The sequence below is a fragment of the Thalassovita sp. genome, from assembly GCF_963691685.1.
Taxonomy (GTDB): Bacteria; Pseudomonadota; Alphaproteobacteria; order Rhodobacterales; family Rhodobacteraceae; genus Thalassobius.
Window position 1 is genome coordinate 1,218,625 of record NZ_OY829290.1, and the last position, 23,719, is coordinate 1,242,343.

Sequence of the window (23,719 nt, forward strand, 5' to 3'; positions counted from 1 at the left end):
CCCCACGCCCTGCAGCATTTGTCATGGAGAACGTGAACGGAATTGTACCGTCATCAATTGCAGGTTCAGAGATCATCGAGCGCATACGAAATGAGCTTGAGAACGTTGGAAAAGATGAGGGTAGTTAGGGCTGATCATCTCGCCGTAGGAAACTGACATGCTTGTGCTGGTTTTTTCGGCTTCTCGATTTTCGTTAAATGCCCTTGTAGGGCAAGGCTAAACGAAGTGATCCTCCTGATCGCTGGCTGGATCATGGGACCGGTACGGGTACCCGTTAATCCTATCGGCTATTTGACCGTCGCACCGATAGCGGTTTGAGGATCCGCTTTCAGCACATGCAGCCCGCCGGTGCCACCGACATGTTGCACCGTTGCGGCGCCGCAGTTGTTGGCGCGGTTCAGGCATTGGGCGTAGGGCGCTTTGGCCATCCATTGCGATAGAAAACCGCCGTTAAAGGCGTCACCGGCGCCGGTTGTATCAACGGCCTCGACCGGGGTTGTCGGCGCTGAGTGCCAGCTCTGGCCATCCCAGAGCTTGGCGCCTTGATCCCCCAGTTTCACAACGGTTAATGGCAGTTTGCCTTGATCCAGACCCGAGGCGATCAACCCGTCAAATTCAGAGGCGTTGGGCAGAAAAACATCAAGGCCTTCGATTAGATCGGTCAGGTCCCGACCCGCCCCGATCACATCAGCGTCCCAGCCGCAGTCGGAGGAAACGGTCATGCCAGCGGCGCGGGCTTTGTCCAGCAGGTCCGGCTGTTGCGCCAATGTCGCCAACTCCCCGATGTGGAGGTGGGTGAAACCGGCGTCGGTGAAGCTGATCTCGGGGACTGCCGCGCCGGTTTTATGGGTCAAAAACGCCCGGTCGCCCCCGAACACGGTGGCCACGGTGATCTGCGGCTGCGCCCCGGTGGCGCTGTCCTGGCAAAGCGAGGCGTCCACATCAGCTTTTTCCAAAGCGTTGCGAACCAACCCATCAAAGGGGGGCGCCGGCAGCGTGGCCGCGACCGAGGTTTTCACACCAAGCGCCGCGAAGGTTGCTGCGGTAATGAACGCACCGCCACCCGCGTGCAGCGCCAGTTCATCAGCAAAAACCTCCTGCCCGAGGACCGGCATTTGCGGCACGCCGGTGAAAATCAGATCGCAATACACGCGACCGGCACACACGACTGAGGGGGGCTGATGGGTCACTGCAGCGACACCCCGGTTTGGGCATCAAAGACATGCAACGTGTCCGGCGCAGCAGTGAGCGCAACCCTGCTGCCCAAGGCCGGTGGCGTGCGGCCGTCTGCCTTGGCGATGACCTCACCCGCCTCGGTATCGACGTAAATCAGGGTTTCGGAACCCAGGGGTTCCTGCACCGTGACGGTTCCGTTCAACAGGCCGGTGCCTTCCTCAGCAACGGTTAGGTCATCCGGGCGCACACCGACCTGGACGTCGCTTTGACCTTGGGCTTGCCAAGGTCCGGCGATCGACTGACCCGATAGCAGGGTCAGCCCCTGATCGGATAATTGCGCGGGCACCATGTTCATTGAAGGTGCGCCAATGAACTTGGCGACGAACATATTGGCGGGGGAATGATAGACCTCAGCCGGGGTGCCAACCTGTTGAATATGGCCGTCTTTCATGATCACAATCCGATCCGCCATGGTCATGGCCTCAACCTGATCATGGGTCACAAAGACGATGGTGTTGCCCACACGCTGGTGCAGTTTTTTGATTTCCAGCCGCATCTGGGTGCGCAGCTGCGCATCGAGGTTGGAGAGCGGCTCGTCAAACAGGAACACGGCGGGATCGCGGACCATGGCCCGGCCAATGGCGACGCGCTGTCGTTGACCCCCGGACAGCTGGTTTGGTTTCCGCTCCAACAGGTGGGTCATGTCCAGGATGCCTGCCACCTCCGCAATACGTGCTTCTTTTTCGGGTTTCGATAGCTTGGAGGCGCGCAGACCAAAGGCGATGTTTTTCTTAACCGTCATGTGGGGGTAGATGGCGTAGTTCTGGAACACCATGGCGATGTCACGTTTCTTGGGCTCCAGATTGTTGACCACCCGGTCGCCGATGATCACCTCACCGCCTGTGACATCCTCCAGCCCGGCGATCATGCGCAGGGTTGTTGATTTCCCGCAGCCCGATGGGCCAACGAAGACCACAAATTCACCGTCGGCAACGTCCAGGTTGATGCCATGCAGAACCTCAGTCTGATTGTAGCTCTTGGTCAGGTTTTTAAGCGATAGATTAGCCATTCTCAGGTCTCCACATAGGACATAAAGGCCGTGTCCAGGGCAGTGCGCGCGTCGCTGTGGCGCTGATTGCGCGCGCGGTGTTCGGTGGTCAATTCAGTCAGGGTGCTCTGATACTGCGTCAGTGCGGCGCCCAGGGCTTCGGGCGCGGGGCCGCCGGGGCGATTGCGCATTTCCACAAAATGGCGGGCCGAGGTCACTTGCTGAAAGCGATCCTCGGTCAGGATCGTGTCGCGGCCTGCCTCCGCGGCGAAGGCGGTGGTGAAAGCCTCAAACCCCTGCCGCAAGGGTTCGGATTGGGCGATCACCGCTTTGGCGGTGTGGGCGGCGATTTCATGGGCCTGTCTGAAGGTCAGACCCTCATCACGCACCAAAGTGTCCGCCAGTTCGGTGATGGTGATACAGGCGGCATCGGTGGTTGTGGCGACGCGATCGGCATTGATGCTGCAGGCCGGCAGAAAGGCGGTCAGCAGATCGATCATCCGCGCGCCAGAGGCAAAGGCATCATAGCCTGCCTGCTGCACTTCGCCTTCGCTGTCATTCATATCGGTGTAGGGCGTGTTGTGCATGGTGTTCACAATCACATCGCACCGCCCGGCGCTGACGCTGGCCAGATGGCGCATATGTTCAATCGGCACCGGGTTGCGTTTTTGCGGCATGATGGAGCTGATCTGCACCAGACTGTTGGGCACATAAAGCTGGCCCACCTCAAAGGCGGCCCAATAGCCCATATCCTGCACGACGCGGCCAAGGTGAACGAAGACAAGCTTCAGCGCGGAATAAAGCGCGGTGACGTAATCCACGCTGGCGATGCATCCGTAGGCGTTGAGCAGTGGCTCTTGAAACCCCAAAAGGTCCGCGACCCGGCTCCGGTCTATTGGGAAGCCGCTGGTGGTGATGGCCGCTGCCCCCATGGGGCAATGTTCCAGCCCATTGGCGGCGGCGTTCAGCCGTGCTGCATCGCGCAGCAAAACCTCAACAACCGCAGACAGGTAATGGCCAAATGTCGTGGGTTGCGCCGGCTGGCCGTGGGTATAGGCGACAATCAGCGTTTCGGCCTCGGTGTCTGCCTTTTGGATCAGCGCGTCACAGAGGCTGGTGATCTTTTGCAGCATCACGTCGGTGCGCTGGCGCAGGGCCATTTTGAACAGGGTGTGGTCCATGTCATTCCGGGACCGCGCTGTATGCAGCGCCCCGCCCAGATCCCCCAGCCTGTCGCGCAACGCGGCCTCAACTACGAAGAAGTAGTCTTCGTACTCGCCGGTATAACTCAGGCTGGCGATGTCGATGGTTGCATCGATATCCGACAAGGCTGCGGCAATGGCACGGGCGTCAGGCCCCGTCAGGATGCCGGTTTCGGCAAGCATGACCAGATGGGCCTTATTGATCTGCGCCATATGTGTGGCGTAGTTGGCTTTCACCCCTTCAAACAGCGGCGCAAGTACCGTGTCGCGATAGGTTGGGTCTGGAAAACGGGTGGTGTCAGTCATAGCGGGCCTTGCGCAAACGGTTCCAGAAAAGGGGACGGGTGGCGGTATTGAGTGGTGGCACAGCGGGTCATCCTTTCAGCCCCGCCATGACAACACCGCGAATGATGAAACGTTGGAAGATCAGGAAGACCACCAGCGTCGGGATGGTTGAGATGGCCGCGCCGGTCATGATCAGCTCCCAGGCGACATCGGCCTCATCCCCGAAACCGGAAAGACCTACGGGGATGGTGTACATTTCCACCGAATTGGTCACGATCAACGGCCAGAGGAAGGCGGTCCAGTTGCCAAGGAAGACAAAGATCGCCAGCGCCGCCAAGGCAGGTTTGACCAGCGGCATGGCCACCGTCCACCAGATGTGCAGCTCATTCAGCCCGTCAATGCGCGCGGCCTCAATGAAATCATCCGGCACCGATTCAAAGAACTGTTTCATCAGGAAGGTGCCAAAGGCCGTCATCAGACCGGGGAACATGATGCCCCAATAACTGTCGAGCCAGCCAAAGGATTGGCTCATCAGATACCAGGGGATGACCAGCATCTCGGTCGGGATCATCAGTGTCGAGAGAATTGCTATGAACACGATCTGCCGGCCCGGGAATTTGAACTTACACAGAGTGTAGCCCACCAGACTGTCAAACAGCAGGTTTGAGATCGTCGTGATCACCGCAATGATGATGGAGTTGATGAACCAGAGGTAAAACCGCCCATCTTCAAGAACATAGGTGTAGTTCTCAATCGTGGGCTCTTCTGGCACCAGGTTGACGTTATAGACCTCATGCGGCCACTTCAGCGAGGTTGAGATCATATAGGCGATCGGCATGACCATCAGGATGCCGCCAAAGAACAACAGCCCCCAGCGCAGGATCTGGCCCATGTTGCGCGGCTTGGTGACGGCGCTGCGGTCTAGGACATCTGTGGTCGGACGGATTTCGGTGGCAGACATATCATTCACTCCGCAACAGGCGCAGCTGAAGCAGCGACACCACCAATAGGATCAGGAACAGCACAACCGTCTGGGCCGCGGCATATCCCATGTCAAAGCCATTGAAGGCGGTATCATAGATCATCAACACAAGCGGTTTGGTTGAGTTAAGCGGCCCTCCTGGATTGTTCGTGGTCATGTTGAACACATGGTCGAAAATGCGCAGGAAGCCGATGGAGGAGAACACGACGATGAACACAATCGTCGGACGCAGCAGCGGAAGGGTGATCTGGGTCAGCACGGTGAACCAGCCAACACCATCGATCTTGGCCGCCTCATAGAAGCTGACAGGGATGGCACGCAGGCCCGCCATGAAGATGATGACCTGAAACCCCAGCCCGGCCCAGACCGCAGGCGCCAAAATGGCTGGCAGGGCATTGGTGGTGGAGTTCAGAAACTCGATCTGGGCGATGCCAATGCTGGCCAAGAGGTTGTTGAACAGACCGATCGGGACCCCTTGGTAAAACCAGCGCCAGACCCAGGCCATGGCCACCGCGGACGTCATGAACGGCAGGAAGTAGAGCATCCGCAGGAAGCCGTGCATAAACCGCACCTTATCAAGGTGGTAGGCAATGACGAAGCTGATGACCAGTGAAATAGGGGTGCCAATGATCAGGTAGGCAAAGGTGTTTTTGAAGACCTTCCAAAACACCGGATCATTCCAAAGCTTGATGTAATTGTCCCACCCCGTCCAGGTGCGGGAGCCAAGCAGGTTCCATTCCTGGAACGAAATCAGAAAGGCATTCCCGGTCGGGTAAAAGCGGATCACGCTGTAAAACAGGACCGGAATGGCCAGAAAACTCCAAGCCCAGACGATGAGCTTTTGGCGAATTGTGAGGCGCTCATAAAATCGCATGCATGGGCCTATGGCTTGAAGATGTAGAACTTGAGGGCAGGAGGTGGGGCCAAAGCGCCGGGGCGCTTTGACCCATCGTGAGTGGCTTAGTTGTAGTAATCGTCGAGGATTTTCTGCTCAGCCGCGGCGGCTTCGGCAATGCTGTCTGCCAATGGCTGGCCTTCGATATCCGCGCGACCAACCATATCCATCAGAACCTGACGCTGGGCCGATTCATTGGCGAATTTGGTGGTCCGGGCATATTCCAGCCCCCGGATGAACGGGCCATAGACCGGATGGTTGGCGTTGGCATCGGTCATGCCGACGGAGGGTTTTGCGGGCAGTTCACCCACAACATCCAGCCAGATCTGCATCGCCTCGTCCGAGGTGATGTACTGCATGAATTTCACTGCAGCGTCGTATTTCTCACCTTCGGCTTTGGTTGTGATGCCGTTGACCCAATAGGAGGAATAGTTGGCGCGCATGCCGTCGCCGTTGGCGGGCAGTTCAGCCACACCCCATTTCAACCCGCGCACCTTGTTCAGTGAACCAATACGGAAAGAGCCATCAATATGCATGCCGGCACGGCCTGCCTTAAAGGCGGCTTGCGGTTCATCCATAAAGCCTGAGGCGGTGACCTCATGAACTTTCTCAAGGTCGGTGTAATATTCCAGCGCGGCGATGCCTGCATCCGTGTTGTAGTTCACGGTGCGATAATCGTCCTGATAGGGCTCACCGCCGAACTGGCGGATCAGCCCCTCACGGAACCAATGGTGGTCCTGGGCGTTCATGCCGGTGGTGATCCCGACTTGGGTGATGTTACCGGCGCCGTCTTTCTTGGTCAGCTTTTTCGCGACCTCGATCAGTTCATCCAGCGTTTCTGGTGGGGCTGTGATGCCAGCATCTGCAAAAAGACGCTCGTTGTAGAACAGCGCCAGAGAACGAACCGCGGTGGGCAGCGCGTGATAGCCATCTTCGCCTTTCATGGCCTGAACCATCGGGAAGAACTCGGCATCAATGGTTGCCGGATCAAAGGCATCGGTCGGCAGCGGCTGGATCAGGTTGGCGGCAACGTAGTCATTCAGCCAGCCATAAAACAGCTGCACCACATCCGGGCCTTCGCCTGCCGGGATCGCCGCAGCAACTTTGGTGCGGTAATCCGCATAGGGGAAATGCGTCATCTTCACGGTGATGTCGGGGTTGGCTGCCTCGAAGTTGGTGATCAGCTGCTCCATCGCTTCGACGCGCGCATCAAAGAAGTACTGCCAATATTCAATCTCTACCGCGTTTGCTGCCGAAGCAAACAGAGTGGAGACGCTTGCAACGCTGGCTAAGGCGATGCTGTTCCATTTCTTAAACATAGTCGGCTCTCCTGTTGGGTATTAATTATTGACGCGACATTAACTCAACTTACTTGAGAGCTCAAGTTAGTTGAGTTAATGTGGCCTCATGACGCGAAACCTCAAAAACTCCTCCTCCGCTGCAGGTGCAAAAAGTGACCGCTCTCGCGGGCGCAATCGACAGGCTGTGCTGAGTGAAATCAGGGCCGCAGGCCGGATTGGCCGTGCAGCAATTGCCCGCTCGCTGGGGCTGTCAACGCAGGCTGTCAGCAATATCATCGCGGATCTTGAGGCCGACGGGCTGTTGGTGGAACGGGGTATGCACAGCGCCGGACGTGGCTTGCCTGCCATGCAATATGGCCTCAATCCAACGGGGGGATTCGCGCTGGGCATCGAGGTGCGCCCAGATGCCTTGTTCCTGGCGCTGCTGGATCTGGAGGGGCAGCCCGTCACCACCCGACGCAAGGCATTGGTGGATCACGCCCCCGACACCGTGGTGGGTGAGGTCACATCGCTACTGAAGCGGATGTTGGCGAAATCCGATGTAGTGGCAGAGCGCATCATCGGCGCTGGCGTTGTGTTGCCGGGGCCTTTTGGCCAAACCGGCCTCAGCGGCAAGGGGCCTGTGCTGATCGGCTGGCAGGAAATTGATGCCGCAGATCTGTTCGCCAGTGCCCTCGATCTGCCGGTGGAGGTGTCAAATGACGCTAATGCGGCGGCAATGGCGGAACGTTTTGGGGGCGCGGCGCAGACCCTGGATCACTATGCCTATCTGTATTTCGGGGCCGGTCTGGGCCTTGGGCTGGTGTCGCAGGGCCAGTTGATCAGCGGCGCCTTTGGCAATGCAGGTGAAATCGGGCATTTGCCAATTTCCACACCCGACGGGATGCGTCCATTGGAAGAGGTGCTCAGCCGTGATGCGGTGCGGCGGCGCCTTGAAGAGGGTGGTGCTGAGGCTACCCCGGTCGATTTGGAGAGAATTGCCAACCTCTATGCTGAAAAGGATCCGCGCCTATCGGAATGGCTGACGCAGGCAACCGCTGCGTTAAGTCAGGCCGTTGGCGTGATCGAAAACCTGTTTGATCCGCAATCGATCATTCTGGGCGGCGCGATGCCAGAAGAGGTGCTGGAACATCTGGTGCACCAGACACAGCTGCCTGAATTGACCGTATCCCACCGGCCAGATTCCCCGTCACCCCGGCTGATGGTGGGCGACGCGGGGCGCCTGACGGCGGCGCGCCGTGGCGCGGCTATGGTGCTGAACCGTGCCTTTACCCCCGAAGCTTTGCCCGTCCGACATTTCCAATCTTGAGGAATTGATATGCCCTTGTCCGATCAATCGCGCATCCTGCAGGACCGCCTGACCCCGCGGATCTTGATGCTGTGGCAGGCCTTGGCGCCGCTGCAAAGCGTGGTGTCCTTCATGAACACGGGCGCGCATCCGGATGATGAGACCTCTGCGATGCTGACCGCACTTGGGCTGCGCGATGGTTTGGACCTGAGCTATTGCTGCTCCACACGTGGTGAGGGTGGGCAGAATGATATTGGGCTGGAAAGTGGCCCGGCGCTTGGAATGCTGCGGACCGCAGAAATGGAACGCGCCTGTGATATCCTGAATATGCGGATGTATTGGCTGTCGTCGCATTGGGACGACCCGGTGACCGACTTTGGGTTTTCCAAATCCGGGGTGGAGACCTTGGAAAAATGGGGCAAGGCCCGCACCCTGCGCCGCTTTGCCCGCGTGTTGCGGATCGAACGGCCTGACATCATCTGCCCGACCTTTCTGGATATCCCTGGCCAGCATGGCCATCACCGCGCCATGACCGAGGCGGCGCATCTGATGATGGATCTTGCCGCTGATCCGGAGTTTGACACCGGCGGGCACGCACCGTGGGCGGTGAAGAAACTTTATCTGCCCGCGTGGTCTGGGGCAGGGCAGGCTTATGACGATGATCTGCCCCCACCGCCAGCGACCCTGACCATTCAGGCAGACGGAATCGATCCGATCAGCGGAGCCAGCTTTGAACGCATCGGCCAGCAGTCGCGCGCGTTTCATAAGACGCAGGGCATGGGGAGCTGGATAGACATCGGGGCAGAGCGGAACTGGCCATTGCATCTGGCCAAATCCCGTGTTGCGGGGCCGGATGAAACGATCACCTCGGGCTTGCCGCAGACGCTGCGGGATCTTGGGTTTGGCGCTATTCAGGACCACCTTGATGCCGCCCGCGCGGCCTTTCCCGATTTTGCGGCGGTTACGAAAGAAGCCAGTGCAGCACTTGCCTTGTTGCAGGCCGCAAAGGTGGCGCCGGAGGATCAGCACCGCATTGATCGGAAAATCACCCAAGTCTCACGTGTCATACGCTTGGCCGCGGGCGTTCAGGTCGAGGCGCGCCTTGCCCAGGACAGTCTTGCACCCGGTGAGCGCACCGATGTTCACATCGCAACGCGGCAGGGGGCGGCCACAGAAGTGAGCACGCGAATTGAGACGGCCGCCGGGTGGATCGCAGACAAGACAGAGCTGCGCAATGAAAGCGCCGAGCCCAGCCAGCCTTACCCGTGGTGCTATCTGCCGGACAGTCCCGCCGCCCCTTGTGTTGAGGTTGCGGTGACCACACATGGCGTGACCAGCACCACCGCCGTGCCCTTTGAAAGCCCGCCTTTGTCTTTGTCCACCGTTGTGGTGGACCTAAGCCCCAGCGGCGATGTGGTGAACTTGAAATCAGACCGGCGCAGGGTCGCAGTGGCCCTGCGTGTCGTAACTCCAAAAGGCGGGCAGGCCACCCTGCAACTGCCACATGGCTGGACGTCTGAGCCCACAGAAACTGGGTTTGATATCCACCTGCCTGCGGATGCCACGACAGGGTCCTATTCTATTCCCGTTCTGGTCGGGGATCAGGTGGCCCAGCAGGTGGTGACCACCCAGTATGATCACGTTGCGTCGCGCGTCTTGGCGCAGGATGCGGTTATCCAATTGCAGGTGATTGAGGCGGACCTGCCCAAAGCGCGTATCGGCTATATTGGCGGCGGCAATGATGAGGTGGATCATTGGCTGGCCACCATGGGGCTGGATGTTGTGGCCCTGCAGGACGATGATTTGGCCAGCTCTACCCGGCTTGCGCAGTTTGACACCCTGGTCGTTGGCATCTTCGCCTTTAAATTTCGGCCCGCGCTGGCTGCGATCACACCGCAGCTGCATCACTGGGTCGAAAACGGCGGTAATCTTGTGACGCTTTACCATCGCCCCTGGGATAACTGGCAGCCCGATAGAACGCCGCCGAAACCGATGGAGATCGGCCAGCCGTCACTGCGCTGGCGCGTCACCAATGAGGCGGCGGTGGTGACACATCTGGCCGAACATGCACTACTGTCGCAGCCCAATGACATTGGACCTGCCGAGTGGCAGGGCTGGAAAAAAGAGCGTGGGCTTTATTTCGCCAAATCCTGGGATGCGGCCTACACACCACTGTTGGAAATGGCCGACCCGGACGAAGCACCACTGCAGGGCGCGCTGTTGGTGGCGGATATTGGCAAGGGGCGTCACACCCATTGCGCGCTGATCCTGCACCACCAGATGGCCAAAGGCGTGCCCGGTGCCTTCCGCCTTATGGCAAACCTCGTTGCCCCGCGCGGTTGATCCCCTCCCACCAAACGGGGCGCCAGAGGTTCATAACCTTGCCGGTGGCGCCTGGCTGATCGCCGATATGACGTTCAACATCTGCGCATTGAGCATCGTGAAGTGGTTGGGGCCGGACTATCCAGCGGTGCAGCTTGTGTTCCTGCGCGCCTGCGTCGGATTTATCCTGATGCTGCCCTGGCTGCTGCAACGGCGCATGGAGTTTATTGGCCTGACGGATCTGCGCCTGCATATGGCACGGATTCTGTTTTCGACCATGGCGTTGTTTTCCAGCTTCTACGCTTTGTCGCGCCTGCCATTTGCTTTGGTCACGGCCATCGGATTTACCCGTCCGATCCTGACCATGGTATTGGCGTGGCTGCTGCTGAAAGAAACCGTTTCGAACAAACGCTGGGCCGCAGCCGGCGTTGCGTTCTTGGGGGTGCTGCTTGCGCTGCAGCCCGGCACCCTTGTCTGGTCCAGCGGGATCCCCGCCGCGTTTCTGACCGTTCTCTGCGGGACAATGGCGATCATCGTAACGCGGCGGCTGGCGGGGACACCGGTGGTGGTGATGATGACGTTTTACACGCTGGGACTGACCCTGTTCAGCGCCCCCTTCGCCCTTGCGCAATGGGTCACAATCGCCCCTGATCACCTGTTGCCACTTCTGACGATTGGCGTTGCCGCACAGGTCGCGCAGTTTTGTTTCCTGAAGGCACATTACAAAGCCGAAGCCGGGTTTCTGTCGATCCTTGCCTACCTCAGCCTGGTGTTCACGACGACCGTTGGCATCGTGGTGTTTGATGAGGTGCCCACCTTGATGTTCTGCGCAGGGGCCATGTTGATTGTCGGCGCGGCGATCTGGACCACGTTCAGTGCAAGATGAAAGGGATTGGCGTGCCGCATCACTCCCCCTGTGTCCAGGATCTCGCATTGATGGCGACACGGTTAAAACAAACCCACAGCCGACGGCCTGTCGCGGCAAATGTTTGATTTATGGCTAAAGTTCTGCGCGTTACGTTCGTTGCCAATTAGGTGATGCAGCCAGTGCCGATAGCCCCAAATGATGCGCGCGACGGGGTGGCGGTTTGCTTGAAAAATGCGAAGGTCTACCCGATCCCGGATTTGTTTAACAAAGCGGGCTTATGGTGTAAGCTGAAGAAAAAGGACCAAGAATAATACGGTGAGTTTCCCCTTAAATATTGAAATATAGAACTCTAAGGGTTCTGTGTGGTATCTTCCTACAGCCTGTGGAGTGTCGATGTCATGAGGTGGAACAGACTGCGGGAGATGCAAAATCGGAGGGCCAATTGACTACAAAATCGATTTTGAAAACCGTCGCGCTTCTGGCGGCGACACTATTTCCATTCTCTTCGGCAGCGGAGGCAAATGATCCTCTGATTTTAACGAACGGCTATTGGCCACCGTTCAAGGGCGAGTCCCTGCCCAAAGGTGGGATTATCACCGATGTCACCCTCCAGACACTGACCCGTGCAGGGTATGAGGTGGCCGTGGCCGTGGTGCCCTGGAAACGGGCCTATGCGGGAACAGTGGATGGCAGATACGATGTGATCTCGGCCATTTGGGCCACGCCTGAACGCCAAACCGAATTGGCCTTTAGTGACGCCATCCTGTCCAGCCGCGTTGTTGTGATCCACCGGTCTGACTATGATTTTACCTTCAGTTCGCTTGAGGATCTGAAAGGCGAAACTGTTGGGGTGACAGCGGGCTATGGCTACCCGGAGAGTTTCCAAAAGGCCGACTTCTTTGAACGCGAAGAATCCCAAACGCTGACCCAGAGCCTGCGCAAGCTGATCCTGGGCCGTATCAACGTCATCGTCGCCGAAGAAACCTCGGCGCGGTATGTGGTTGCTGCGGACTTCCCCGATGCGGTGGGCAGCCTGCAATATTCTGAAACTGCGCTGCAGGAAAATCCGCTGCATGTTGCCTTCACCATGGCGCGTCCTGATCATCCCGAACTGAGGACCCGCTTCAATGAAGCCCTGGCCGACATGCGCGCAGACGGAACGCTGGAGGAGATACTGGAGTTCCACGGCGTATCCAGCATGCAGAAATGACATGCTCAGAACCTTTCCGCACCATATGAGATCCAAAAGTGACCATGCTCAGGCTCAAAACTGGGTTCTGGCTCAAAACGGGGCGGCGATGAATAGAAAAGACAACGACGTACCGGGGCAAGAATGACCGTTCGGATTACCAATCGTATTTCTTTCAAACAGGCGCGGTTGGCGGTGATCCTTGCCTTTTTCCTTGGTCTGCTGATGAGTGGCTTGCAGATCTGGTTGGATTTCCGGAACGAAAAAGAACAGGTTGATGCCACTGTGTCGCAGCTGATGAGCGCGGTGCATGATACTGCTGCGCAGGCGGCCTTTGGGTTTGAGACGCCCCTGGCTGAGAGGGTTGTTTCCGGTCTGTTCGAATATGATGCGATCGTCACTGCGGAGATCAAAACCGATTTTGGCGATATCCTGGCCAGACGGGACACCTCTGATGGCACAGCACAAAACCGCCATGTGTTTGGTTTCTTGTCTGACGACAGCCCCTCGGTTTATGCCCACGATCTGTATCTGGACGACCGGGCGGATCCGGTTGGAACCCTGACGATCTGGGTCGACCCCTATCTTGCCTTCGCTAGTTTTTTCAATCGCATCGGGCTCATCCTGCTGTTTGGTATGATCCGCAGCCTGTTTTTGGCGGTTGCACTGATGGCGGCCTTTTACGTCGTTCTGACGAAACGTATTGAACAGATCTCCAGAAGTGTTGAGGGCTTTGAGACGGCAGTCACGCCAAGCGCCAATGGCGAAAACGGGCTCAACGATAAACATGATGAGCTGGACATCCTTGCCTCATCCATCGCGAGCTATCAGCGTGAGAAAAACAAAACCCTTGAGGTTCTCGAAAGACGGGTTGCTGAGCGAACGCAAGCTCTGTTGGGAACCGCCCGCAAGGCAGAGGCCGCTAGCCACGCCAAATCGCTATTCCTTGCCAATATGTCCCATGAAATCCGCACACCAATGAACGGTGTCATCGGGATGGCCGAAGTGCTGGCGCATACGGAGTTGCAGCCAGAACAACTGCGGATGGTCACCACCATTCGCAAGTCGTCGATGTCGCTGTTGCGGATCATTGATGACATCCTCGACCTGTCCAAGATTGAGGCTGGTAAAGTCACGCTTGAGGCCGTGCCGGTGAATGTCCACACGCTGCTGGAAGAGGTTGTCGATACGCTGCGACCCATCGCCAAAGGTCTGAACGTCCGGATTTCTTTCCGTTTGGACCCGTTGATCCCGCATTACATCCTCGCCGATCCAGTGCGCCTGCGTCAGGTGTTCATGAACCTGATGAACAACGCGCTGAAATTCTCCAGCCGCGAGGAGGGGCAGCAACCAGGCCGCGTGCGGTTGCTGACCGATCTGACGCCGGAAAACCGGATAAAGGTCACCGTAATGGACGACGGTATTGGCATGACAGACCATGCTATCGCCAATCTGTTCCAGCCATTTACGCAAGGCGAAGAGTCGATCACCCGGCGCTACGGCGGAACCGGGTTGGGGCTGGTGATCACCAGCGATTTGATCGCACTGATGGATGGCGCCATTCAGGTCGACAGTGTGCTTGGCCAAGGCAGCGTGTTTGAGGTGACCCTGCCATTTGTCGAAACCAGCGGTGTTGAGGAAGAGGTCGACGTTTCTGGGTTGCAGGTATTTGCCTTTGTGGATGAGGGGATCAACAGGCCGACGCTGGCGTCCTACGTTGAGTTTCAGCGATCGGAAATGCTGTTTGCGGAGACCGAGGCTGAGCTTAAGGGGCTGATTGCAAACGCGGATAGTGAATTCATTGTTCTATTGTCGCTTGAAACCGCTGAGGAAAATGAGCGCCTGCGCGACAGCCTGTCTGAGCATTACCCCGATGTCAAAATCCTGTGGTTCATCGCAGACATTGAAGAGGCCAGCCTTTGCAGATTGCCCAACTGTTTCATGGTGCAACGCTACCCGCTGCTCCCCTCCGAACTGGTGAGGGGCATCGCGCTGCTGACCGGGCGCGCCAGCCTTGTCGCGGATCAAGAAGAGGCGTTGCCAGAACCCACGGCCGTGCAGTCTGAGGATGAGGAGGATCGCAAAATCCTTCTTGTTGAGGATAATGAGATCAATATCGACGTCATCTACCGGCAACTCAGCTCGCTGGGGTTCCAGCCTGAAATCGCAAAGAACGGGCTGGAAGGGTTGGAAAAATGGCGGACTGAAAAGTTCAAACTGGTGCTGACAGATTGCAACATGCCAGAGATGGACGGCTTTGAGATGACCCAGAAGATGCGGGCGATTGAGGAAAGCGAAGGCCGCTCACGCTCAACGATTGTTGCGATCACCGCAAACGCCATGGGGGGCGAGGCCGAAAGGTGTTTGGCTGCCGGGATGGATCGTTACCTGTCAAAGCCCACCACGCTCAAGCAATTGGGGGAGGCGCTGACGATCATTCGGCCAAAGGATGATGTGACCTCTGGCGGCAGGAAGGGCGAGACGGGCCAGGAGCCGCAGCAACCAGAACCTGCCGCCGTTGACCCATCTGTTTTGACAGCGTTGCTGGGCTATGAGGACAAGACGTTTATTGCCGATACGCTGCAAAAACTGATTGCAGAAACTGGACCCGAAATTCCCAAACTGCAAGAAGCCCTGGAAGCCAACGACCGAAAAACCGCAGGGTTTCTGGCGCATAAGTTCAAATCCTCCATGCGATCTGTCGGGGCCCTTGCCTTCGGGGACCTTTGCGACGGCATCGAACAGCGCGCCAATGGTGATGAGGTGTTTGATGGGCAGGAATTTATCGAGCCGGTCGAGCAGGGCTTCATCGCCGTTCTGGATTTCGTGGAAGACTACGCCAAGGAGCAGTTGGAAACGTAATCCGTGGGAGCTGTCTGTTTGGGTAAAATGAACAGCACCAAAACAGAGTGCTTAGAGAGGCTGGCGAACGGGGCCTTTCGCCAGCTTCCGATTTTTCATGTTCGCAGAAGCGTTTAAGCCGCTTGGCTGGTCTGCGCCGGGTCGTTCATGGACTGGTTGACCCCTTTCACAATCTCATCCGCTGCGGTCAGGATCGTGTCCAGATGGGCGTCAACATCGCGGTGGAAGGTTTCCAGACTGGTCAGGATTTCCTCCAGCCCGCTGACGGCATTGGCCAGTCGGGCCATTTCAACCCGGCAGGCAATGCGGATGTTGGACAGTGCCAGGATCAACTCGCGCAGGTATTCGGTGCCGCTTTTGATCTTCAGTGCGGCCTCAACACTTTGACCAACCGCAGTCAGGGACTGGTCTTTGTAGCTATTCAGAAGATCATGCAGGAAACCGGTGTCGAGGTCCATTGAGGCATCTTCGACCTGACGGGCCTGATCGTCAAACTGGGCCGTCATGTCTTCCATCAGATGCGCCGCACAGAGCAGGAAATAGGTGTTCTGATCGCGCGACACGCCCCAGATGCCATCCAGCTCTTCGTGCACACGTACATTGGCCAGATGGCCTTCGATGCCGCGCATTTTCATGCTGTAGTTCTGGGCAATGGCGCGCAGTACCGATTGGCCAACCTGCTGTTTGTTGGCGACGATCTCCATATTGGTGATCAATAGGACAGCATGGTCAAATTTCCGCGCCAACAGGGCCAGTTCACGCTGGAAAATTGCGGTGTTGGAGGTGATCACATCAACGCTGGTCAGGACCGGATCTTTGGCAAGGTCCAGCGCGTCACGGCGGGCCTCAAACTCGGTGTAGAAGGCATGCGACTGGAACATCGCATAGGTTGGGAACCCAAGGCTCTGAAGCTGTTCCAGCAAGCGGTGCGCGCTGTCTTCTGCGGAAAGCCCCAGCTCCTGCTCATCGCGCAGGGCAGCCTGATAAAGCTTTTGAACCTGCGCAAACAGCGGGCTGGAGGGTTTCATCCGAACTGAGAGGAAGCCGTCGGTGATGGGCGAGGCAACCGCGTAAACCCAGTAGTATTTGCCGCTCTTGGTGCGGTTTTTCACATAGGCGCCAACCGGGACGCCCGCCTTCAGGCCGTTCCACAGCAGCCAAAATACGGCTTTGGGAACATCGCCATGCCGCACCAGCTTGTGCGGCGCACCCATCAGCTCACCCGGGGTAAAACCGGCGATGCGTTCAAAGGTGTCATTATAGGATTGAATGACGCCGCGCTCATCCGTGCGCGAGAAAAAAAGCTCTTCAATACCATAGGCTTCTTCTTCGTCGGTGCTTACGACGGGTAACGGAAGCTCCAGATCTTCATCGACTTCAAAATTTCCTTTCGGCTGCATGTTCATTGCATAATCCCTACGTATTCCATCTGCTTGCGGAAGCGGGGTCGAGACCAGCGTTTGTTACAAATGCCCGGCAGATGGGGTCGGGGACACCAAACATTTGATCAAGCCGCAGGTCTGTAACGTCGGCCTTTTGCGGGTCTTTAGGCAGAATTTCCTAGTTGACCGTGTTAACAACCTAAGTGCGTCGTTTTGACCGACCTCAACCTCAGATTTTGGCTGGGCCTGTCACGTCGCGACGGGAGGGGCGGCGTCCAAATTACGCCTCTGCCGCGCAGCCGTCGCCGCGCGTTCAGCCCTATAGAGAATGAGTGCAAACCTTTCCGTGAAATGGCACCGCTGTTGCTTGACAGGGCAGGGGGCCGGTGATGCTCTGCTAGGATGAATTTCAGGAGCTGAGCGAAGTTGCGCATGACCCCCAAAGCGAACGCACTTGGCCTGAGGGCAAGCCTGGCCTTCCGGCAAGCGCAGATCGCAGTTTTCGCGGGCCTTCTTCTGGGGCTGACCTTTAGCTTTCTGCAGATCGCGACGGATTTGCGGCGTGAGGTCAAAAACATCGATGCCACCTACGCCCGCAGTCTGGCCGCCTTTGAGGATGCAGCCTTTCAAGCGGCGTTCGGTCTGGATGAAGAGCTGGCGGAGCGGGTGGTTGATGGGCTGATGCTGCAGCCGGCTGTGATTGAAGCATCCATCATCGACAGCTACGGCGATGTGATGAGCCTCAAGCGCCAACCGCAATCCCCCAGCCGGTTTCCCTGGCTGGTCGAGGCCACCTTTGGTCAGTCGCGGGCGTTTCAGTCAATCCTGACAGACGGCACCAGTGCTTTCGTGGCCGGTCAAATCAATGTGGTGGTGGATACCAATGTGCTTGCCCGCGCTTTCCTGCAGCGCTCAGCGCTTGTTCTGGGGTTTGGTCTGTTGCGCAACCTCGTTCTGGCGATCCTGCTGACCTACCTGTTTTTCCGGCTGGTCACCCGGCCCCTGCGGGACATGGCGCGCGCCATTGGGGCGGGGGCTGAAACCCTGTCAGTGCCGCGCCGCAACCGCGGTGATGAACTGGGGGCGCTGGCCCTGGCCTATAATCTGGAAACGCAGCGCCGTTCCCTGACCGAAAGGCAGTTGAGCGCGGAGGAACAGAAACACAGCGCCCTGTTTGAAACCAGTGACATTTCACAGTGGCTGGTGGATTTTTCCGCGGTTGACCTGCTGTTGCAACAGCTGCGCAGGGATGGGGTGACAAACCTTGCTGAACATCTGGAACAGCATCCCAAGCTGATTTCAGAGCTGATTGTGAAAATCCGCGTGTCCTCGGTAAACAACGCGACATTGCGGATGTTCACAACAAACCGCAGCAGTGACTACGTGCAGACCCTGGGCGGTATTCTGGCTGAGGAGATGCGGAACTTTCTGAGTGATCTGCTGATCGCGGTTTGGCAAGGGCAGGGGTCTTTTGCTGAAGAGACATCGTTGCGGTCGCAGGACAACAGGCAATTCCCGGCGATCATCACCATCCCGCTGCCCCCGACCGGCAACTCGATGCAGGTGCGCACCATGAGCATTGTCGATATCTCCATGCTGCAAAACCATGCGGGGGATTATAGCCTGCAGAACGAAATCTTGAACGCGTTGGAGGATGGGATTTGCACAGTCAGATTGGCAGATACCTCCATCCTGACGGTGAACCCTGCGTTCGAGCGGCTGTTTCTGCACAGTGCCAGCAAGCTGCAGGGCCAGCCGCTGTTGTTGCTGTCGGTCAAAACCGCTGAGGCCAGGGATGGTCAGATCCAAAACCTAGCCAGTGTAATCAAGGCCGAAAAAGACTGGGGTGGTCTGGTGCAGTGCCAGCGCCGGGATGGGGTGGAGTTCACCTGCCATGTTCAGGTTTCCAGTCATTTCCACGTTGATCACGGCGCATTGGCTATCCTGTCCTTCCGGCCTGCGCAGGTTGATGGGCCATCGGCATAGCGGGGTCAGCCCCTTCGCTATTGGGTCACCGCATTCGGTTCCGTGTAGGCCCGCATGATATCGGCATAAGCACCGCCTTCACGCAGGGCATTGGCGGCTTGGCGCAGGCCCTCAACCTCGATCTCAGGCAATTGATCCTTGGCGCATTGCAGCCACATCTCCTGCCGCTCATAGGTGAAGACCTCACCCAGCACGTCCCGCCCGGTTTCCAGCAGCGACAGCTCATAAAGGATGCTCAATTCAGTGCCTGAAACGGCATCCACCCGGCCAGCGACCAGCAGCGCCACGCTTTGCGCCACATCATTGGTCAGGACAATCTTAATCTCAGGGTCTTCCAGAATGGACGAGCCTTCAAAACTGCCGCGCGGAATGGCCAGCCGGCTGCCTTTCAGGTCATCGACGGAGGTCAGCGTCAAACCGGCGCGGGCCACAATCACGGTATCGAAGCGGTCATAGATCTTTGCCACTTGTTCATAGGCGGCCTTGCTGGGGCCTGTCTGCAGGAACACGCCGCAGTCCGCCACGCCTGAGGCCAGGTTTTTGATCACGCGCGAAATTGGCAGAACGGAATTGATGTGCTCCAGCCGGGCCTGTTCGGCGGTTGCGCTCACGATGTCAACGATCAGCCCGTCCCGCCCCAGCGCATCCCCTGTTAAGGCATAGGGCGCGTAGTCGATTGTGGAAAAGCGGACCGGATCCGCCACGCTTTGACCGGCAAGGGTGAGAGCGCCTAAAAGGGCTGACTGAAAAACCATCTGTTTGAGCATTTGGACGGTCGCTCCTTCGTCATCAAGGTTGCGGGACGAGCCACATGTCGGGCGGCGCATTACGCCTATCTTGCCACAGGATTGCCCCTCGCTCCAACGCAGGAATTTTGGGAAAACCGAAACGTGAACGGTGGGGCAGACCGCATGGCGCAGAGGGGGACGGTGGCACGTCTGCGGGTGAAGGGCGGTACATGCATAAGGTGTTTCTTGGATTTTTCGGCCTGACATACGCTCAGGATCTGGTCGCAGTCAGTAAGGCGATAAGTGTCTGAAAATGCTTTCTGGTTAGCCGTTCGGCGCGACCCTCAGCGGCTAGACTACCCCGAAAGAGGTCAAATTATTCGTTGACATGAATCATGATTCATATTTCATGTTTTGCGAGGAACATCCTAGGGAGGAAAAACCATGCTGCGCGCTGTTGCGTTGACGGCTGTGGGGGCCTTGATGGCCACTGCGGCAACTGCTGAAATCCGGATTGCCCATGTCTACGGCAAAACCGGCCCGTTTGAGGCCTATGCGGCCCAATCTCACAATGGTCTGATGCTGGGGCTGGAGTATGCCACTGGCGGCACCATGGAGATTGACGGCGAGAAAATCGTTGTGATCGAAAAAGACACCCAGCTGAAACCCGACATCGGTCGCGCCCAGCTGGAAGAGGCTTACGGCGATGATGATGCTCATATCGCGATCGGGCCGGTCAGCTCGGGCGTGGCGCTGGCGATGCTGCCGGTGGCCGAAGAATATGAGCGAGTTCTGATCGTGGAGCCTGCGGTGGCGGACTCGATCACCGGCGCCAACTGGAACCCCTATATCTTCCGCACCGGGCGCAACTCATCCCAGGATGCGATTGCCAATGCGGTTGCGCTGGGCGGTGAAGGTGTGACCATCGCCACCCTGGCGCAGGACTATGCCTTTGGCCGGGACGGTGTTGCCGCGTTCAAGGAAGCGCTGGAAGCCACAGGTGCGGAAATCGCGCATGAAGAATACGTGCCGACCGACACGACAGATTTCACCGCAGCGGCTGAGCGTATCTTTACCAAGATGGGCGACATCGAGGGTGAAAAGAAACTGTTCATCATCTGGGCCGGTGGCGGCAATCCGATGAGCAAAATCAACGCGATGGAGCCTGAGCGTTTCGGTGTTGAGATTGCCACCGGCGGCAACATTCTGGCGGCGCTGAAAGCCTATAAAGAGCTGCCCGGCATGGAAGGCGCAACCTACTACTACTATGAAATCCCGCAGAACCCGGTGAACGAATGGCTGGTGAACACCCATTTCGAACGCTTTGACAGCCCGCCGGATTTCTTCACCGCAGGCGGTATGGCCTCTGGCATGGCGATTGTTGAAGCCATCAAAAAAGCCGGTGGCGCCGAAGACACCGACGCGCTGATCGCCGCTATGGAAGGCATGACCTGGGAAACCCCGAAGGGTCAGATGCAATTCCGCGCCGAAGACCATCAGGCCATGCAGACCATGTACCATTTCCGCACTGAGGTGCAGGAGGGCAAGGACTACGGTGTACCGGTTCTGGTTCGTGAAATCGGCATGGATGAAATGGCCATTCCGGTCCGCAACAAATAAGCCGACCCCGGCTTAGCAACCCTCCCCGTGGCGCGGCTTTCCCCTTGCGCCACGGGGTTCGGGACGAGAGAGATGACCCAGACACTTCTAGAAACACAGGCGCTGACCGTGCGTTTTGGCGGTCACGTGGCCGTTGATGCGGTCTCCTGCAGCTTTCACGCAGGTGAGTTGACCGCGATCGTCGGTCCTAACGGCGCGGGCAAGACCACTTACTTCAACCTGATTTCCGGCCAGATCCCCGCCAGCGCGGGCACGGTTAAGCTGATGGGTGAGGATATCACGCGCCTTGGCGTCGCAGATCGCTGCCGTCGCGGGTTGGGGCGGGCGTTTCAGCTGACCAACCTGTTTCCCAGCCTTTCGGTTCTGGAAAACGTGCGTCTGGTGATCCAGTCCCGCCAGCACAAAGGCTTTGGTCTGTTTTCCATGGCGGACAGCCACACAGAACTGACTGTGGCCGCGATGGCCATTCTGGAACGGGTGCGGCTGGACCATCAGAAGGATCAACTGGTCTCAGAACTGTCGCACGGCGATCAGCGCAAGCTGGAAGTGGCGCTGCTGCTGGGCCTCGACCCGATGGTTTACATGTTCGATGAACCCACCGCCGGTATGAGCGTGGACGAAGCGCCGGTCATTTTGGACCTGATTGCCGAAATCAAGGCGGATCGGGAACGCACCGTGCTGTTGGTCGAACATAAGATGGACGTGATCCGCACCCTGGCGGATCGGATTATCGTTTTGCACAACGGCGCCTTGGCGGCGGATGGCGATCCGGAAACGGTGATGGCCTCAGATGTGGTGCAAGAGGCCTATATGGGCAAGGAGCTCGATCATGTCTGACCCGATCTTGTCACTGAACGCGGTCTACACAGACATCGCGCAATATCACATTCTGCAAGGCGTGGACCTTGTCGTCCCGCGTGGTCAGGTGACCATGCTTTTGGGGCGCAATGGCGTGGGTAAAACCACCACGCTCAAGACCATTATGGGGCAATGGGCGGCCAAATCTGGCCAGATCCAATTTGATGGGGCCGACATCACCCAGATGGCCACCTCGGCCCGGGCGCGGGCTGGCATTGGCTTTGTCCCCGAAGATATGGGGATCTTCAGCGACCTGACCGTTGCAGAAAACATGGCGCTGGGCTGCATCTCTGGCCCGTTGAAGCCGGAACGCAAGGACTGGCTGCTCAGCGCCTTTCCCGCGCTCGCCACTTTTTGGGAGGCTGAGGCAGGTAACCTGTCAGGCGGGCAGAAACAGATGCTGTCGATTGCCCGCGCATTGGCCGAAGACCGCAAGCTTTACCTCATTGATGAGCCGACCAAGGGCCTGGCGCCTGCCATCGTTTCCACCATGGCGGGGGCGTTGCGCGAACTGAAAGAGCAGGGCGCATCAATCCTGCTGGTCGAACAGAACTTCTCGGTCGCAAAGGCCTTGGGCGACAACGCGGCAGTGATGGATGACGGCAAGGTGATCTGGACCGGTGAGATGGAAGAATTGGCAACAAGCAAAGACCTGCAGGAACGGCTGATGGGTCTCAGCATGGAGGCACATTAAGATGACTGCTGCTCCTGATCATAAACCAACGTTCGCAACCCTCAGTTTGGGGGAGCGGTTGGACAAGGCGATGCCGGTTCTGCTGATCCCGATCCTCGTGGTGTTAGGGTTCCTTGCCATTGGCGCGCCTTCATCCTGGCTGACACTGACAGTGTCCGGTCTGGCGATGGGCATGATGATCTTCATCATGGCCTCTGGCCTGACGCTGGTCTTCGGCCTGATGGACGTTATCAACTTTGGCCATGGCGCCTTTGTCTCGGTCGGTGCCTTTGTTGGCATCTCGGTTCTGATCGCCTTGGGCGATTGGACGGGGGCGGGGTCACTGCTGCTGAACATGTCCGCAGTCTTCCTTGCTGTGGTTGCGGCCATGGCGGTCACTGGTGTGATGGGCTGGGGGTTTGAGCGGGTGATCGTGAAACCCGTTTATGGCGCACACTTGAAACAGATCCTTGTAACGGTCGGCGGGCTGATCGTGATTGAACAGCTGATCCATGTGGTCTGGGGCCCAGATGAGATTTTCATCAACCGCCCCGAAACCCTGAAAGGCGCCATCACCTTTGCCGGTGCTGCGATGGAGAAATACCGCCTGCTGGCCGTGGCCATCGGTCTGATCCTGTTTGTCGCCATGCGCATGGTTCTGCGCCGTACAAAAATTGGCCTGATCGTGCGTGCGGGCGTGGAAAACGGCCCGATGGTCGAGGCGCTGGGCTATCGGCTGCGGCTGGTCTTCGTCGGGGTTTTCATCGCTGGATCTGCTCTTGCAGGTCTGGGCGGAGTCATGTGGGGCCTCTACCAGGAGGTGATCACTGCCGGCATGGGCGAAAAGATGATGGTGCTGGTCTTTATCGTGGCCATCATCGGTGGGCTGGGATCGGTTGAGGGTGCCTTCATCGGTGCGCTGCTGGTCGGGCTGACGCAGAACTACGTGGCCTTTCTGGAACCGAAACTGGCGCTGGTGTCCAACATCGCGCTGATGACCGCAATTCTGATGTGGCGCCCGCAGGGGATGCTGCCTGTTGTGAAAGCGAAATAA

Annotated in this window: 18 protein-coding genes; 10 read left to right on the top strand and 8 right to left on the bottom strand. The window is 58.0% G+C overall.

The features are described from left to right. Positions 1-287: 287 nt before the first annotated feature. The 6 genes from ACORLH_RS05970 to ACORLH_RS05995 all read right to left on the bottom strand — a co-directional run bounded on the left by ACORLH_RS05970 (position 288) and on the right by ACORLH_RS05995 (position 6,907). Entirely contained in the window at positions 288-1,190 is a 903-nt protein-coding gene (locus ACORLH_RS05970) for a carbohydrate kinase family protein (protein ID WP_321831700.1), read from the bottom strand. Beyond that, positions 1,187-2,245, bottom strand: coding sequence for a sn-glycerol-3-phosphate ABC transporter ATP-binding protein UgpC (locus ACORLH_RS05975; protein WP_321831701.1), 1,059 nt, complete (start codon positions 2,243-2,245; stop codon positions 1,187-1,189). The genes ACORLH_RS05970 and ACORLH_RS05975 overlap by 4 nt, the downstream gene beginning before the upstream one ends. 2 nt (positions 2,246-2,247) lie before the next feature. After that, entirely contained in the window at positions 2,248-3,732 is a 1,485-nt protein-coding gene (argH, locus tag ACORLH_RS05980; protein ID WP_321831702.1) for an argininosuccinate lyase, read from the bottom strand. 67 nt (positions 3,733-3,799) lie between these two features. Then, positions 3,800-4,603: a carbohydrate ABC transporter permease gene (locus tag ACORLH_RS05985; RefSeq protein WP_420719824.1), complete on the bottom strand. Its 804-nt coding sequence runs from the start codon at positions 4,601-4,603 to the stop codon at positions 3,800-3,802. 70 nt (positions 4,604-4,673) lie between these two features. Then, positions 4,674-5,567, bottom strand: a complete 894-nt coding sequence (locus ACORLH_RS05990) for a sugar ABC transporter permease (protein WP_321831704.1) — start codon at positions 5,565-5,567, stop codon at positions 4,674-4,676. 86 nt (positions 5,568-5,653) lie between these two features. Continuing rightward, the gene (locus ACORLH_RS05995; protein WP_321831705.1) at positions 5,654-6,907 is read right to left on the bottom strand and encodes an extracellular solute-binding protein; all 1,254 of its coding nucleotides are present in this window, start codon (positions 6,905-6,907) and stop codon (positions 5,654-5,656) included. An 88-nt stretch (positions 6,908-6,995) separates the two neighbouring features. Here ACORLH_RS05995 and ACORLH_RS06000 point away from each other — a divergent pair, with 88 nt between their 5' ends. From ACORLH_RS06000 to ACORLH_RS06020, 5 genes are all read left to right on the top strand, one after another. Then, positions 6,996-8,198: an ROK family transcriptional regulator gene (locus ACORLH_RS06000; RefSeq protein WP_321831706.1), complete on the top strand. Its 1,203-nt coding sequence runs from the start codon at positions 6,996-6,998 to the stop codon at positions 8,196-8,198. Positions 8,199-8,207: 9 nt separating this feature from the next. Continuing rightward, the gene (locus ACORLH_RS06005; protein WP_321831708.1) at positions 8,208-10,520 is read left to right on the top strand and encodes a PIG-L family deacetylase; all 2,313 of its coding nucleotides are present in this window, start codon (positions 8,208-8,210) and stop codon (positions 10,518-10,520) included. Continuing rightward, positions 10,504-11,385 carry a DMT family transporter gene (locus ACORLH_RS06010; protein ID WP_321831710.1) on the top strand — a complete coding sequence of 294 codons (882 nt, stop codon included), beginning with the start codon at positions 10,504-10,506 and terminating at the stop codon, positions 11,383-11,385. The genes ACORLH_RS06005 and ACORLH_RS06010 overlap by 17 nt, the downstream gene beginning before the upstream one ends. Positions 11,386-11,809: 424 nt before the next feature. Next, complete coding sequence (locus ACORLH_RS06015; protein ID WP_321831712.1) at positions 11,810-12,577, top strand: transporter substrate-binding domain-containing protein; 768 nt, start codon at positions 11,810-11,812, stop codon at positions 12,575-12,577. Between the two features lie 123 nt (positions 12,578-12,700). Beyond that, complete coding sequence (locus ACORLH_RS06020) at positions 12,701-15,418, top strand: ATP-binding protein (RefSeq protein WP_321831714.1); 2,718 nt, start codon at positions 12,701-12,703, stop codon at positions 15,416-15,418. A gap of 113 nt (positions 15,419-15,531) precedes the next feature. Here ACORLH_RS06020 and ACORLH_RS06025 read toward each other — a convergent pair whose 3' ends face one another. After that, a complete protein-coding gene (locus ACORLH_RS06025) occupies positions 15,532-16,824 on the bottom strand; it encodes a PAS domain-containing protein (protein ID WP_321831715.1) in 1,293 nt (430 codons plus the stop codon). A 408-nt stretch (positions 16,825-17,232) separates the two neighbouring features. Here ACORLH_RS06025 and ACORLH_RS06030 point away from each other — a divergent pair, with 408 nt between their 5' ends. After that, positions 17,233-18,786 (top strand): PAS domain-containing protein, encoded by a 1,554-nt coding sequence (locus ACORLH_RS06030; RefSeq protein ID WP_321831716.1) that lies wholly within the window; start codon positions 17,233-17,235, stop codon positions 18,784-18,786. Between the two features lie 17 nt (positions 18,787-18,803). On the opposite strand, the gene ACORLH_RS06035 is transcribed toward ACORLH_RS06030, so the two are convergent. Further along, positions 18,804-19,553 carry a transporter substrate-binding domain-containing protein gene (locus ACORLH_RS06035; RefSeq protein WP_321831717.1) on the bottom strand — a complete coding sequence of 250 codons (750 nt, stop codon included), beginning with the start codon at positions 19,551-19,553 and terminating at the stop codon, positions 18,804-18,806. A gap of 405 nt (positions 19,554-19,958) precedes the next feature. Between ACORLH_RS06035 and ACORLH_RS06040 the strand changes: the two genes are divergently transcribed. The 4 genes from ACORLH_RS06040 (at position 19,959) to ACORLH_RS06055 (ending at position 23,719) form a co-directional block, all read left to right on the top strand. Continuing rightward, positions 19,959-21,134: a substrate-binding domain-containing protein gene (locus ACORLH_RS06040; RefSeq protein ID WP_321831718.1), complete on the top strand. Its 1,176-nt coding sequence runs from the start codon at positions 19,959-19,961 to the stop codon at positions 21,132-21,134. Positions 21,135-21,206: 72 nt separating this feature from the next. Further along, positions 21,207-21,971, top strand: a complete 765-nt coding sequence (locus ACORLH_RS06045) for an ABC transporter ATP-binding protein (RefSeq protein WP_321831719.1) — start codon at positions 21,207-21,209, stop codon at positions 21,969-21,971. Further along, positions 21,964-22,686 carry an ABC transporter ATP-binding protein gene (locus ACORLH_RS06050; protein WP_321831720.1) on the top strand — a complete coding sequence of 241 codons (723 nt, stop codon included), beginning with the start codon at positions 21,964-21,966 and terminating at the stop codon, positions 22,684-22,686. Before ACORLH_RS06045 ends, ACORLH_RS06050 begins: the two co-directional genes overlap by 8 nt. A 1-nt stretch (position 22,687) precedes the next feature. Further along, positions 22,688-23,719 carry a branched-chain amino acid ABC transporter permease gene (locus ACORLH_RS06055; protein ID WP_321831722.1) on the top strand — a complete coding sequence of 344 codons (1,032 nt, stop codon included), beginning with the start codon at positions 22,688-22,690 and terminating at the stop codon, positions 23,717-23,719.

Bases quoted from the DNA above. Each gene is read 5' to 3' on its own strand.
- ACORLH_RS05975 (WP_321831701.1), bottom strand. From the start codon at position 2,245: ATGGCTAATCTATCGCTTAAAAACCTGACCAAGAGCTACAATCAGACT.
- argH (WP_321831702.1), bottom strand. From the start codon at position 3,732: ATGACTGACACCACCCGTTTTCCAGACCCAACCTATCGCGACACGGTA.
- ACORLH_RS05985 (WP_420719824.1), bottom strand. From the start codon at position 4,603: ATGGGCCAGATCCTGCGCTGGGGGCTGTTGTTCTTTGGCGGCATCCTG.
- ACORLH_RS05990 (WP_321831704.1), bottom strand. From the start codon at position 5,567: ATGCGATTTTATGAGCGCCTCACAATTCGCCAAAAGCTCATCGTCTGG.
- ACORLH_RS05995 (WP_321831705.1), bottom strand. From the start codon at position 6,907: ATGTTTAAGAAATGGAACAGCATCGCCTTAGCCAGCGTTGCAAGCGTC.
- ACORLH_RS06000 (WP_321831706.1), top strand. From the start codon at position 6,996: ATGACGCGAAACCTCAAAAACTCCTCCTCCGCTGCAGGTGCAAAAAGT.
- ACORLH_RS06005 (WP_321831708.1), top strand. From the start codon at position 8,208: ATGCCCTTGTCCGATCAATCGCGCATCCTGCAGGACCGCCTGACCCCG.
- ACORLH_RS06020 (WP_321831714.1), top strand. From the start codon at position 12,701: ATGACCGTTCGGATTACCAATCGTATTTCTTTCAAACAGGCGCGGTTG.
- ACORLH_RS06025 (WP_321831715.1), bottom strand. From the start codon at position 16,824: ATGAACATGCAGCCGAAAGGAAATTTTGAAGTCGATGAAGATCTGGAG.
- ACORLH_RS06030 (WP_321831716.1), top strand. From the start codon at position 17,233: ATGACCCCCAAAGCGAACGCACTTGGCCTGAGGGCAAGCCTGGCCTTC.
- ACORLH_RS06035 (WP_321831717.1), bottom strand. From the start codon at position 19,553: ATGCTCAAACAGATGGTTTTTCAGTCAGCCCTTTTAGGCGCTCTCACC.
- ACORLH_RS06040 (WP_321831718.1), top strand. From the start codon at position 19,959: ATGCTGCGCGCTGTTGCGTTGACGGCTGTGGGGGCCTTGATGGCCACT.
- ACORLH_RS06045 (WP_321831719.1), top strand. From the start codon at position 21,207: ATGACCCAGACACTTCTAGAAACACAGGCGCTGACCGTGCGTTTTGGC.
- ACORLH_RS06050 (WP_321831720.1), top strand. From the start codon at position 21,964: ATGTCTGACCCGATCTTGTCACTGAACGCGGTCTACACAGACATCGCG.
- ACORLH_RS06055 (WP_321831722.1), top strand. From the start codon at position 22,688: ATGACTGCTGCTCCTGATCATAAACCAACGTTCGCAACCCTCAGTTTG.